The sequence below is a fragment of the Corynebacterium sp. HMSC068G04 genome (genome assembly GCF_001814885.1).
In the GTDB taxonomy this organism is placed as follows: Bacteria; Actinomycetota; Actinomycetes; order Mycobacteriales; family Mycobacteriaceae; genus Corynebacterium; species Corynebacterium hiratae.
On sequence record NZ_KV818346.1, the window covers coordinates 9,252 to 21,737 of the forward strand.

The 12,486-nt window shown below is 63.6% G+C and carries 10 protein-coding genes and 1 pseudogene; 8 read left to right on the top strand and 3 right to left on the bottom strand.

Translation table 11 applies throughout. The features are described from left to right. From HMPREF2993_RS13675 to HMPREF2993_RS11240, 6 genes are all read left to right on the top strand, one after another. Nucleotides 1-475: hypothetical protein (locus HMPREF2993_RS13675; protein ID WP_070702414.1), on the top strand; the 475-nt coding region annotated here is incomplete at its 5' end. 266 nt (nucleotides 476-741) lie between these two features. Further along, nucleotides 742-1,296, top strand: a complete 555-nt coding sequence (locus HMPREF2993_RS11220) for a hypothetical protein (RefSeq protein WP_070702416.1) — start codon at nucleotides 742-744, stop codon at nucleotides 1,294-1,296. A gap of 194 nt (nucleotides 1,297-1,490) precedes the next feature. Next, nucleotides 1,491-2,252, top strand: a complete 762-nt coding sequence (locus HMPREF2993_RS11225; RefSeq protein WP_070702418.1) for a 5-oxoprolinase subunit PxpA — start codon at nucleotides 1,491-1,493, stop codon at nucleotides 2,250-2,252. Continuing rightward, on the top strand, nucleotides 2,252-3,799 hold the full coding sequence (locus tag HMPREF2993_RS11230) for a 5-oxoprolinase subunit B/C family protein (RefSeq protein WP_070702420.1): 1,548 nt from the start codon (nucleotides 2,252-2,254) through the stop codon (nucleotides 3,797-3,799). Before HMPREF2993_RS11225 ends, HMPREF2993_RS11230 begins: the two co-directional genes overlap by 1 nt. Nucleotides 3,800-3,823: 24 nt before the next feature. Next, nucleotides 3,824-5,581, top strand: coding sequence for an acetyl/propionyl/methylcrotonyl-CoA carboxylase subunit alpha (locus HMPREF2993_RS11235; RefSeq protein WP_070702422.1), 1,758 nt, complete (start codon nucleotides 3,824-3,826; stop codon nucleotides 5,579-5,581). Nucleotides 5,582-5,603: 22 nt separating this feature from the next. Continuing rightward, a complete protein-coding gene (locus HMPREF2993_RS11240) occupies nucleotides 5,604-6,203 on the top strand; it encodes a GntR family transcriptional regulator (RefSeq protein WP_070702424.1) in 600 nt (199 codons plus the stop codon). Nucleotides 6,204-6,429: 226 nt separating this feature from the next. On the opposite strand, the gene HMPREF2993_RS11245 is transcribed toward HMPREF2993_RS11240, so the two are convergent. Next, complete coding sequence (locus HMPREF2993_RS11245) at nucleotides 6,430-7,209, bottom strand: putative hydro-lyase (protein WP_371325912.1); 780 nt, start codon at nucleotides 7,207-7,209, stop codon at nucleotides 6,430-6,432. Continuing rightward, entirely contained in the window at nucleotides 7,200-8,363 is a 1,164-nt protein-coding gene (locus tag HMPREF2993_RS11250) for an NRAMP family divalent metal transporter (RefSeq protein ID WP_180963917.1), read from the bottom strand. Before HMPREF2993_RS11250 ends, HMPREF2993_RS11245 begins: the two co-directional genes overlap by 10 nt. Nucleotides 8,364-8,671: 308 nt before the next feature. On the opposite strand from HMPREF2993_RS11250, the gene HMPREF2993_RS11255 reads away from it, so the two are divergent. Both HMPREF2993_RS11255 and HMPREF2993_RS13985 read left to right on the top strand, forming a co-directional pair. Next, nucleotides 8,672-9,832, top strand: coding sequence for an acetyl-CoA C-acyltransferase (locus tag HMPREF2993_RS11255; RefSeq protein ID WP_070702428.1), 1,161 nt, complete (start codon nucleotides 8,672-8,674; stop codon nucleotides 9,830-9,832). Further along, complete coding sequence (locus tag HMPREF2993_RS13985; protein ID WP_070702430.1) at nucleotides 9,833-12,019, top strand: 3-hydroxyacyl-CoA dehydrogenase/enoyl-CoA hydratase family protein; 2,187 nt, start codon at nucleotides 9,833-9,835, stop codon at nucleotides 12,017-12,019. It abuts the gene before it with no gap. Between the two features lie 175 nt (nucleotides 12,020-12,194). Here HMPREF2993_RS13985 and HMPREF2993_RS13680 read toward each other — a convergent pair. Then, nucleotides 12,195-12,486 (bottom strand): annotated as a pseudogene (locus HMPREF2993_RS13680) (hypothetical protein); the annotation flags it as partial.

A 12,486-nucleotide genomic window follows, 5' to 3' on the forward strand; every position in this document is an offset into this window, starting at 1 on the left:
TGAGCTAAGCCGCGCCGATATCTTCGACCTGGCCAAGGCTGGCGAAGACGTATGCAATTCCGAACCTATCGATATCGACGACGAGTCCGACGGCAACACCGGCGGCGGCGATGACGCTGACAACGACGACGAGTCTGAGGGCGGCGGCGATGACGCTGACAACGACGACGAGTCTGAGGGCGGCGATGACGACGAGTCCGACGACAACACCGGCGGCGACGATGACGCTGACAACGACGACGAGTCTGAAGGCGACGATGAAGACTCCGAAAACGGCGACGATGACGAGTCCGAGGGCGACAAGGATAAAAACAAGGACAAGAGCTCCTTTGATGGCATCAAGGATGCACTATCCTCCGAGGACGGCAAGCCGACCGACCTGGGCATCGCAGCAATCGTCATTGGCGTCCTTGGCGCACTGGCTGCAATCATCCCGAATGCTGCACGCGCACTGGGCATCAAGCTTCCGTTCTAACCTGAAGCACTAAAACGCCATTTCTTCGGCGTTGACTAGTCACCCCCAATCACTTCGTTCAAGTGATTGGGGGTGTTTTCAATGTCCGGAAAACACCCGTTAGCTAAGGGGCAGATTAAAAATAGTCAAATTTATATTCAAAGCTGCGACATCCGCTTCGCGAGCGACCTACACTCTTGCCTCAGCCGGTACCGGTTATCTGATTGGTTCTTAAACCTTTCCGATTCACTATTTTTCACTTCTATTTCATCTCTATTGGAGACAACATGAATAACTTCTCCCGCGGCCTGCTCGCCGCAACCCTGACTGGCTCTCTCGCATTCGCTGGCACCACCGTCGCCTCTGCTGAGGAAGCTGTCACCACTACCAACTGCGGTTCCCCGAAGGCTGAGTTCACTGCCACCGTCAACGGCAAGGAGCACACTTTCAAGAAGGACAGCGAATTCGTCTGGACGTCCACCACCGATAAGAACGTCCAGCTGTTCCGCGCCCAGATCTTCGATCTGGCCAGGGCCGGCGCAGCAGTGTGCGACTCCGAATCGATCGACCTCGGCGATTGGGGCGCTTCCCAGGGCGGCCCGGGCAAGGTCGACTACGATATCGTCGACGGCGAGCGCCAGGATCCTGCACCTGTCGAGGACGAAGACAAGGACAAGGACAAGGACACCGAGCCGTCCAAGGACAAGAAGAGCTCCGTTAAGGATGAGCTCTCTTCCGAGGACAACAAGCCGACCCCGCTCGGCATCGCTGCTATCGTTGCCGGTGTTCTCGCCGTCATCGCAGCTGCCTTCCCGTTCGTCAAGAACGCCCTGAAGCTCTAAGTCTTTAACGCCTGTTCCACAGGCACCTAGTACCAGCGCCTCCGCGCCACAACACCTGTGGCACGGGGGCGCTTTCACTTACCCCCACAACGCAGTTGCGGGACACACTTCACAAATTGACGTGATGCGGACTACACTAAGCACCCATAGATTGTTCAACAATTCGAGAACTATAGAAGAGGTGTCCTCCTGTCATGAGCACGCTGCACATAGACCTCAACGCTGACCTCGGCGAAACCACCGCCGGTAACCCCGTGGCCGATGACGCCGCGATGCTCCAGCTCGTCTCCTCCGCCAACGTCGCCACCGGCTTCCACGCCGGCGATCCGCACTCCATCGCGGGAACGCTCAAGGCAGCCGCAGAAGCAGGAGTTACCGTCGGCGCGCACGTTGGTTATAACGACCCAGCAGCATTCGGCCGCCGCTTCATCGATTACGCACCTGCCGAGCTTGCCGCCGAAATCACCTACCAAATCGGTGCCCTCCAGGCCCTGGCCCAGGCCAACGGGACACAGGTGGCCTACGTGAAGCCGCACGGCGCAATGTACAACACCATCGTCCACCACGAGGCCCAGGCCCACGCGGTTATCGACGGCATCAAGGCCTTCGGCGACCTGCCCGTCATGCTGCTGCCCGGCGGCATCGCCGTCGACATCGCCGAGAAGAAGGGACTCACCGTCATCCGCGAGGCCTTCGCCGACCGCAACTACAACCCCGATGGCACGCTCGTCTCACGGCGCGAGGCGAATGCGGTAATGGGTGATGAGGGGGACGTCGTCAAGCGCGTGCTCGAGGTCGCCGAAACCGGATCCATCACCACCATAGACGGTTCCGTGCTCAACGTGGATGCCCAGTCGGTGTGCACGCACGGTGATTCGCCCGGCGCGGTCCAGCTGCTGCGCGGTGTGGTCAAGGAACTACAGGCGCGCGGAATTGAGATTCGGAGCGCCATCTGATGCATATTCACCCCGTAGGAACGCGCGCGCTGCTCGTGGATCTGGAGGACTTGTCCCAGGTCATGGCGTGGCACGCGGCTCTCGACGCTAATCCACTCAAGGACCAAGTCGACGCGATTGCCGCCGCCACCACCCTGCTGCTGACCTTTGCCACGCCGAATTCCGCCGCCGCAGCCGCCGAGAAGCTGCAGGATTTCCACCCCACCGCGCAGGCGGGCGAGGATCCGCGCTTTGTAGAGATCGACGTCCTGTATGACGGCGAGGACCTCGATGAGGCCGCCGAGTTGATGGGCATGTCGCGCGAAGGCCTCATTGACTGGCACACGTCCACCGAGTGGCTCGCGGCCTTTGGCGGCTTCGCGCCCGGCTTTACGTATTGCACCCCGGCTGACCCGGCGCAAAACTTTAACATCGAGCGCCGTGCTACCCCGCGCACCGCGGTGCCGGCGGGTGCCGTGGGTATTGCTGGCGGTTTCTCCGCGGTCTACCCGCGCGTCTCCCCCGGCGGCTGGCAGCTGTTGGGCACCACTTCGACTCCGATGTGGGAATCTGATGCCCACCCGCCGGCACTGGTCCAGCCCGGTGACCGCGTACGCTACCGCGCGGTGAGCTCGCTGCCGGAGGTGGTGTCTACCACGCCTTTTGGCCGCCGCACCCCGGCGCGCTTGCCGCGCTTGGAGGTCCTCGATGCGGGCCTGCTCACCCTCTTCCAGGATCAGGGCCGCCCTGGCCGCGGCAACCTGGGCGTCACGCCCTCGGGTGCTGCGGACTTGGCTGCGGCAGCCACGGCCAACGTCGCGGTGGGCAACCCGCGCGGCGCCACCGTGCTGGAGAATATCGGCGGCATTCGCCTGCGCGCGCTGACCGACGCCGTCGTGTGCGTCACCGGCGCCCAATCCCGCGTCCTGCTAGACGATATGCCGGTGCACCTCGCGCGCCCAGTGCTCGTCACCGCTGGTTCGACGGTAACCGTGGATCCCGCAACGGTGGGCCTGCGCAGCTACATCGCCATCCGCGGCGGCATCGTGGCGGATGCGGAGCTGGGCTCAGCCTCCACCGACGTGCTCTCCGGACTGGGGCCTGCCCCGGTGCGGCTGGGCGATGTCATTGGTGTCCTCCCCCGCTCCACCGCAATGACGGATGCGCAGCTGAGCAACCCGATGCGCGTTCTCGAAGGCGCGCACGGCCAGACCGAGGGTGTGCTGCGCTGCGTGCTCGGCCCGCGCGATGACTGGTTTACGCCCGAAAGTCTGGAGGCGTTCCTGGCCACCGAGTGGACCGTGACCGCGCAGTCCAACCGCGTGGGCGTGCGCCTAGTCGGCCCGGAAGGCTCCGTGGCGTTGAGCCGCGCCCGGGAGGGCGAGCTGCCCTCGGAGGGCATGGTGGCTGGCTCCGTCCAGGTACCGCCGAGTGGCGAGCCCGTGATTTTCCTCCGCGATCACGCAGTAACCGGTGGCTACCCGGTCATCGCCACAGTCCTCGAAGAAGATATTGATATCGCCGCACAGCTCCCGCCGGGGGCGACGGTCCGCTTTGAACTCGCTTAAACACTAGTAAAGGAACACCCACCCATGATCTCTGCAGTCCTTATTGCTAACCGCGGCGAGATCGCCGTCCGTATCGCCCGCACCGCGCGTGACCTGGGCATCCGCTCCATCGCCATTTATTCCGAAGCCGATGCTGGCGCACTGCACACCCAGGTGGCCGACGAAGCCTATGCCCTGCCCGGCAACTCCGCGGCGGATACCTACATGAACATCCCGGCGCTCCTCGATATCGCCGTGCGCGCCGGCGCTGACGCCATCCACCCCGGTTACGGCTTCCTCTCGGAGAACGCCGACTTTGCCCGCACCGTAGCGGAGGCCGGCCTGACGTGGATTGGCCCCTCACCGGAGTCCATCGAGCTGCTCGGTGACAAGATTGCTGCGCGCCGCGTGGCCGAGGAGGTCGGCGCCCCGCTGGCACCGGGTACCTCCGATCCCATCGATGACTGGCAGGAGGCCCGAGCCTTCGCTGAGGAGCACGGCCTGCCCATCGCCATCAAGGCGGCTTATGGCGGCGGCGGACGCGGCCTCAAGGTGGTGGAAAACCTCGAGGACATCGAGGCCGCCTTCAACTCCGCCGGCCGCGAGGCCAAGGAGGCTTTCGGGCGTGCGGAATGTTACGTGGAGAAGTTCCTGACCCACCCGCGCCACGTGGAGGCGCAGATTCTGGCCGATACGCACGGCAACGTCGCCGTGCTGGGCACCCGCGATTGCTCCACGCAGCGCCGCTTCCAGAAGCTCATCGAGGAGGCCCCGGCACCCGCGCTTAGCGACGAGCAGCGCACCGGCATCCACGAAGGCGCCCGCGCCATCTGCGCGAAGGTCGGCTACACCGGTGCAGGCACCGTCGAGTACATCGTCTCCGAGGATGGCACGATTTCCTTCCTCGAGGTCAATACCCGCGTGCAGGTGGAGCACCCGGTGACCGAGATGGTCACGGGCGTGGACATCATTGCGGAGCAGTTCCACATCGCCTCCGGCGAACCGTTGTCTTTCCTATCTGACGCTCCCGCGTCAGACCCCGTGTCCGACGGCCACGCCTTCGAGTTCCGCATCAACGCCGAGGACATCCTCAACGGCTTCGCGCCGTGCCCGGGCACCATCGTGCGCTTCGAGCCGCCGACGGGTCCCGGCATCCGCGTGGATTCCGGCGTGCGCTCCGGCTCCATCGTGCCGCCCTACTATGACTCGCTCGTGGCCAAGCTCCTAGTATGGGGCCCGACCCGCGAGATCGCGCTGAAGCGCGCGCAGCAGGCACTTCAGGAATTCGACATCGAAGGTGTGCGCACCGTACTGCCCTTCCACCGCGATATGGTCTCCTCCCAGGTCCTCGTGGACCACGGCGACGCCGATGCCGCGGCCGGCATTTACACCGACTGGCTCGACCACAACTACCGCCCTTCCGCGGAGGCCACGAGCACAACGGTCCCCGTCGAGGCCATCTACGCGCAGCGCACCCGCGTGGCACTGGAAATCGACGGCAAGCTGGTCAGCGTGGGCTTCCCCACCGATATGTTGTCGCAGGGGCAGGCGAAGGGGGCGTCGGCAAGCGCGGCCTCCGGTGCCAGCGCCAGCGGCAACGAGGTGACCTGCCCTTACGAGGCCAACCTCGTGGCGTGGAACGTGGCAGACGGCGACACGGTCGAAGAAGGCCAGGCCATCGCCACGATTGAGGCCATGAAGATGGAATCCGCGGTCAAGGCCCCGTCTGCCGGAAAGCTGAGCCGCGTGGCGAAGGAAGGATCCAGGCTGGAACCGGGCGCGGTGATCGCCACGATTGCTTAAGCGGCGGGCTACTGTAAGTCGCATGCTTGCAGATTCCGTCGCCTCCGCGCTTCGCGCCGCCATCTCCGAGGGCGAGTACATGCCCGGACATCAGCTCAGCGAGGTCCGCGCCGCCGAGCGCTTCGAATGCTCCCGCAACACCTTGCGGGAGTCTTTCGCCATGCTCGCTTCCGAGCGCATCGTGGAGCGCATCCCACACAGGGGCGTGTTCATTGCCACCCCGGATGCCGATTTCGTGCGCGATCTGTACTTTGCGCGCGCTGCCATCGAGCCGGCCGCGGCGCGCTATGCCACCTTCGAAGACCCAGGCGAGCTGGTGCGGCTGACCGAATCCGCCGTGCTTTCCGACGCACCCCGCCCCCTCATCAACCAGCGCTTCCACCGGCAGTTGGTCGCTGGCTTGGGCTCGCCGACGCTGGACCGCTCCATGTCGCACCTGCTGGCGCGGATGCGCTTGACCTTCTTGTTGACGCTGGAGCGCTACCCGCAGATTCACGATAACCACGTGCAGGCCAACATCGACTTGGCCCACCTCATCGCGCAGGGTGAGCGTGAGGCGGCGGCTGATGCCTGCCGTGCGGACTTGATGCGCGCGATGGACTCGATTCTTCGGGTCCTCTAACTGTGCCTGCGCTCCTGTTAGCCGGTTCCACCCGCGCGAAACTGCTCGGCCCACATGGTTCTAGTGAGATGGTTCGGGTCAAAAGGTTCGTTTACCCCCAAGTGAACCATGTACGCATTCACAGAAGGTTTGTTTGCCCCCAAACAAACCTTCTAACCAGAACCATCTGAGTAGAACCATGTATCGGCGTCATGAGAGCTAGAGGAAAACGCCACCGAACTGGGGCTCAGGGGATGAGGAAGTCGCGGTCCGGGATATCGGTGACCAGCATCTTGCCCGGGGCATGCGTGATGGCCAGGCTGGGCCGCGAGTTCATCACGATGGCCTGCGGGGTCACGCCGCAGGCCCAAAAGACCGGGATGGTGCCCTCGGGAATGTCGACGGCTTCGCCGAAATCGGGCTGCGACAAGTCCTCGATGCCGATGGCGGCTGGGTCGCCCACGTGAACCGGAGCGCCATGGACTCCCGGGTAGCGGGAGGTGATGCGGACGGCATCGGAAACCTGGCTCGCAGGAATCGGGCGCATGGAGACCACCATGGGCCCCGAAAAGACGCCCGTCGGCGTGCAGGGAATCGTCGTGCGATACATCGGCACGTTGCGGCCCTGGTCAATGTGAGCGATGGAAATGCCGTTTTCCACAAGCGCATTCTCAAAGGTAAAGGAACAACCGATGAGGAAGGAGACGATGTCGTCGGAGTAAAACGGGGAAGCGTCGTCAAGCGTCTGCGTGAGCTGGCCGTCCTCGTAGATGTTGTAGGCGGCGATGTCGGTGCGGATGTCGCCGCCCGGGATGAGCTCAGAGGTGTACTGCCCCGCCTCCAGCACGCCGACGATGGGGCACGGCTTGGGATTGCGCTGAGCGAAGAGGAGGAAATCAAAAGCGTACTCGCTCGGCAGCGCGATGAGGTTGGCCTGCATGAAGCCGCGAGCGCGGCCGGCAGTGGTGGTCATGTCGTGTGCGCGGGCAAAGGCGCGCACCTCTGATGGGGTCTGCATCATGCCCATAGGTTAACGATTCCGGAGATGGATTTGATACCGATGAAGATTTCCAGCACGAGCGCTAGCACGCCAGCGATGAGGAGCCACATCGGCTGCTTGACACCGTGGGTGAGGTCGTGGCGCTTGAACGCGACCCACATGATCATGGCGAAGGCGATAGGCAGGATGATGCCGTTGAAGGCGCCCGCGAAGATGAGGAGCTTCTGCGGCGCGGAGTTGAGAATGCCGTAGAGGATGGCGCAGACCACGATGAACCCGACGGTCAGGAAGTTGCGGGTGCGCGGGCTGACCTTCTGAGTGGTCACGAAGGTGATGGAGGTGTAGGAGGCACCGATAACGGAGGACAGACCTGCGGCGAAGAGGACGACGCCGAAGGCGCGGAGGCCGAACTCGCCGGCGGCGTGGCGGAAAGCATCGGCAGCGGTGTTGTCTTCAGAGAGCGCAACACCAGTAGACACAACGCCGAGGACCGCGAGGAAGAGCAGCACGCGCATGATGCCGGTGACGATGATGCCGAGAACGGAGGTCTTGGTAATCGCGTTGACGTTCTCCGGGCCCGAGAGGCCGGAGTCGATGAGACGGTGCGCACCGGCGAAGGTGATGTAGCCGCCCACCGTACCGCCGATGAGAGTGGTGATGACGAAGAAATCGACGCTCTCCGGCATGACGGTGTTCTTCAGGGCCTCGCCTACCGGCGGCTGGGAAACAATCGCCACGTAGAGCATGAGCAGAATCATGATGGCGCCCAGCGCGGCGACGATGCGGTCCAATGCTATGCCTGCGCGCTTGGACAGGAAGATGAAGATGGCGATGGCGGAAGCGATGAGGCCACCAATGCGGGCATCGATGCCGAGCATGGCGTTCAGGCCCAAGCCGGAGCCGGCGATGTTGCCGATATTAAAGACCATGCCGCCGATGAAGACCAGGATGGCGAGGAACCATCCGAGGCCGGGCAGAACGGTGTTGCCCAGCTCGTTGGCACGCATACCGGAGATGGCAAGCACGCGCCACACGTTCAGCTGAATGGCGATGTCGACGATGATCGACAGCGCAATGGCGAAGGCAAAGGCCGCGCCCATCTGCACGGTGAAGACGGAGGTTTGGGTCAAAAAGCCCGGGCCGATGGCGGAGGTGGCCATGAGGAACATGGCGCCGGCCATGGCGCCGATGCCCTTGGGGGCCTGCGCTTCTTGCGGCGCGTTCTGGGCGGCTTCCTGGGAAGCGGAGGGGTTGGTGGGTTCCAAGCTCATTGTTGGGCACCTTTCGTGACGAAGGTCGCATTAAACGTTGGTGAAAGCATAGGGGTTGTTCAACAATCTGTAAACAGCGCGGGGGTGGCGCACGTTACACCCTTGCCAAAACTGCAGCGACCCACACACCCTGACCGCACACCGTTGCGCGCCTCCAAAAGGTGACCTAGGATACTAAGTTAACTAATCGTCATTCGTATTCATCAACGGAGGAACCCATGCCCCAGGACATCTACATCGCCGGGGCTGCACGCCTGCCCATCGGCAAATTTGGCGGCAGCCTCGCGCGCCTCTCCCTCACCGAGCTCGGTTCGCTTGCCGCCGAAGCAGCTATTGAGCGTTCGGGGCTTACCGGAGCAGACCTCGATACCGCCGTAGCCTCCAACGTCATGCCAGTGGTTCCGAAGGACCTCTACCTCTCCCGGGCGATTGCCAAGAACGTGGGCATGCCAGACTCCTCCACCGCCATGGGAGTCAACCGCCTCTGCGGCTCCGGCGTCCAGGCCGTCATCAGTGCGGCCCAGCTCCTGCAGTCTGGCGACGGCTCCCTGGCCCTCGCCGTCGGGGCGGAATCCATGAGCAACGCGCCCTACTCCGTCGAAGGCGCGCGCTTTGGCAAGCGCATGGGTGACGGCAAACTCTACGACTGGCTTACCGGCGCGCTCTCCTGCCCCTTCGGCACCGGCCACATGGGCGTGACCGCGGAGAACGTCGCCGCCGATAACGCCATCTCCCGCGAGCGCCAGGACGAGTTCGCCGCCGAGTCCCAGGCGCGCGCCGCGAAGGCCCGCGCGGAAGGCGTGCACGCCGAGGAAATCGTCCCGGTCGGTGAGTTGGACTTTGATGAGGCGGTGCGGGAGACGAGCGTCGAGAAGCTGGCAAAGCTCAAGCCGGTCTTCGTTAAATATGGAACCGTCACCGCCGGCAACGCCTCCGGCATCAACGATGGCGCTGCGGCCGCCGTGCTGGCCACCGCGGAGGAAGTGACCAAGCGCGGCCTAGACCCGCTGGCGAAGATTGTGTCCTGGTCCATCGCGGGCGTGGACCCGACGCGCATGGGCATCGGTCCGGTGGCTGCAGTGCCGAAGGCGCTTGAGAAGGCCGGCCTGGAGTTGCAGGATATTGACCTCATCGAATCAAACGAGGCCTTCGCCGCCCAGGCCATCGCCGTGCAGGACCAGCTGGGCTTCGACCCGGCCAAGACGAATATCTATGGCGGTGCCGTCGCGCACGGCCACCCGGTTGGTGCCACGGGCGTCATCCTGCTGACCAAGCTAGCTTATGCGCTGCGCCGCGAAAGCAAGCGCTATGGCCTGGTCACCATGTGCATCGGCGGCGGTCAGGGAATCGCCATGATTATTGAGAATGGAGCGAAGTAAATGAGCATCACCAAGGTAGCCGTCATCGGAGCAGGTTCTATGGGATCCGGCATTGCGGCGCTGTGTGCGTCGGCAGGCATGGACGTCGTGCTGCTGGACCAGGACGCGGAGGGTGCCCAGAGGGGCGTCGAGATCCAGCTCAAGCGCAAGGGTTTCCACCTGCCGGAGTTTGCCGAGCGCGTGCGCGCCAGCGATGACTACGCCTTGCTGGAGGACCGCGAGTGGATCATCGAGGCCATCTTCGAAGACCTCGGCGCCAAGCATTCGCTCTATCAGGCCATTGAGCCTCATTTGTCTGCGGATGCTCTGTTGAGCTCGAATACCTCTACCCTGCCACTGGCGTCGCTCCTGGAGGGCGTGCCGGAAGCCCGCCGCGACAAGTTCGCCATCACGCACTTCTTCAACCCACCGAAGGTCATGCGCCTGGTAGAGCTCATCGCTTCCGGCTCCACGGAGGCTGCTCTGCGAACGACCATCGAGCAAACCCTGGGCAAGATTGCTCTTGAGTGCCGCGATACGCCGGGCTTCATTGCCAACCGCGTGGGCTGTTACTGGATGGCCGCCGGCGTGGCCCGCGCCCGCGAGTTCGACGTGAGCTACGAGCTTGCGGACGCTGCCTTCGGCCGCGCCTTCGGCATCCCCCGCACCGGTATTTTCGGGCTGCTCGACTACATCGGTCTCCAGCTGGTCAAGCCCATTTGGAAGTCTTTGGAGACGGCCTTGCCGGCAGGTGATCCGCTGCTTGACGTCCCCCTTGGTGATGACTCCTTCATCGAAGGTCTCGTTTCTCGGGGGCTGACCGGCCGCACTGGTGAGGGTGGCTTCTATCGCGGCCGTGACGAGGTCATCAACTCCTCTTACGAGTACGTGCCCCGTACTCAACCCTCCGATCCTGTCGTGGGCCTCAAGGATCCGCGCGAGGTCATGGACACTGACTCCCCCGGCGGCCGTTTTGCCCGCGCGGTCTTCCTCGACACGCTGGCGTACTGCTGCGAGGTCGCACCTGACATTGCGGACCACGTGGGCCTCATCGACGAGGGCCTTACTCTTGGTTTCGGCTGGAAGAAGGGCATCTTCGCGCTTGCCGACGCCATCGGCATCGACTGGGTTGCCTCCGCCTACGGCTCCAACGTCCCGGCCTTGGTCTCCGCCGCGGCTTCGGCGGGCGGTTTTTACGGCAAGGGCTCGGTGCTCTCTTCTCAGGGAGAACGTCAGGAACTCGCGCCGCGCGAGGGTGTTGTCACCCTGGCTTCTCTGGATGCGGAGACCATCGTGTCTCAGGAGGCGGGCGCTGTCCACGCGGTCTCCACCCCGGCTGGCCGCATCGGCATCATCGACCTACACACCCCGATGAACTCCCTGCCAACGCCCGCCCTCGAAGTCATCCGTGCCGCTCTGGGCGCCGTGACCTCGGAGAACCTCGTCGCGCTGGTTATTGGTAATGACAAGCCGGTTTTCTGCGCGGGCGCAGACCTCGCTTCCATCGCTTCCGCTGGTGAGTCCGGCGATGCCTCGCTCGTCGAATCCCTCCTTTCGGACGGCTCGACCACCCTACGCGCCCTTAAGTTCGCCCCGGTTCCGGTCGTGGCCGCTGTGCGTGGCGTCGCTCTGGGCGGCGGCTTCGAAACCGCTCTGGCCTGCGACCGCATCGTGGCCCACGCCGATACCCGCCTTGGCTTCCCGGAGCGCACCGTGGGCCTCTACCCCGGCTGGACCGGCACCATCTCCTCGCTGGAGCGCCTCAAGGCGGCCGGTGTCGAAGACTATCACCAGAAGGCCTTCGATTTCATCGCGTCCGCCCGCAACTTCTCGTCTGCTTTCGAGGCACAGAAGGCTGGCTTTTTGTCCTCGGATGATGTCGTGCTCATGTCCTACGACCACGTCCTCGCCCGCGCTATGGAGGAGGCCGCCACCCTGGCCGGCTCCTACACCCCGCCGGCCGATGAGGAGATTGAGATGTACTCCGGCTCCCCCGCCCTCGACCGCGATTGGCCTATCGAGGGCACCACCGAGAATGACCACGTCATCGTGGCCAAGCTCGCCGAGATGTACACCGGCTCCGGCTCGCTGAGCTTCACCGAGTTCTGCGACCGCGAGGTGGAGTACGACGTACCGCTGGTCCTCCTGCCCGCCAACGTGGAGCGCGCCAAGCACATGGCCGCGACCCGCAAGCCGCTCAACAACTAGCCTGCGCCACCCTCATCGCAAATGGTCCCCTTACTCTGGTCCCCTTTACTCAGCAAAGGGACCATTTGTATGGGGTTTTGGTGTGGAGATGGTCCCTTATCAGCACTAAGAAACCAAAGTAGAAGGACCATCTAAACTCGGCGGTGCTTGATGAGGCTCGCTTTCCACCCCACCACTATGCGCTACGGTGCGACCTCACAGCCTTGAGCGCTGCCCGCACCTCACTGACCACTCGTGGTCTTTCATAAAGCAATTCGCTCGGGGAATACGGCAAGACAACAAAGCCTAGATTCTGGATGTGCTTTTCACGCTGCCGCTCCGCCCGGATGACCTCATCCACCGGTTTGCCGTAGGTGATTCCGTCATATTTCACATGCCCATCAATAACGAGTTGGACGCGATTTTCGTAGATAAGCGCAGTAGCGGGCAAGGCACGTTCGTCCCGATTGACTTTGACGCGGTCGTCA

Bases quoted from the DNA above. Each gene is read 5' to 3' on its own strand.
- HMPREF2993_RS11220 (WP_070702416.1), top strand. From the start codon at position 742: ATGAATAACTTCTCCCGCGGCCTGCTCGCCGCAACCCTGACTGGCTCT.
- HMPREF2993_RS11225 (WP_070702418.1), top strand. From the start codon at position 1,491: ATGAGCACGCTGCACATAGACCTCAACGCTGACCTCGGCGAAACCACC.
- HMPREF2993_RS11230 (WP_070702420.1), top strand. From the start codon at position 2,252: ATGCATATTCACCCCGTAGGAACGCGCGCGCTGCTCGTGGATCTGGAG.
- HMPREF2993_RS11235 (WP_070702422.1), top strand. From the start codon at position 3,824: ATGATCTCTGCAGTCCTTATTGCTAACCGCGGCGAGATCGCCGTCCGT.
- HMPREF2993_RS11240 (WP_070702424.1), top strand. From the start codon at position 5,604: ATGCTTGCAGATTCCGTCGCCTCCGCGCTTCGCGCCGCCATCTCCGAG.
- HMPREF2993_RS11245 (WP_371325912.1), bottom strand. From the start codon at position 7,209: ATGGGCATGATGCAGACCCCATCAGAGGTGCGCGCCTTTGCCCGCGCA.
- HMPREF2993_RS11250 (WP_180963917.1), bottom strand. From the start codon at position 8,363: ATGGCCGGCGCCATGTTCCTCATGGCCACCTCCGCCATCGGCCCGGGC.
- HMPREF2993_RS11255 (WP_070702428.1), top strand. From the start codon at position 8,672: ATGCCCCAGGACATCTACATCGCCGGGGCTGCACGCCTGCCCATCGGC.
- HMPREF2993_RS13985 (WP_070702430.1), top strand. From the start codon at position 9,833: ATGAGCATCACCAAGGTAGCCGTCATCGGAGCAGGTTCTATGGGATCC.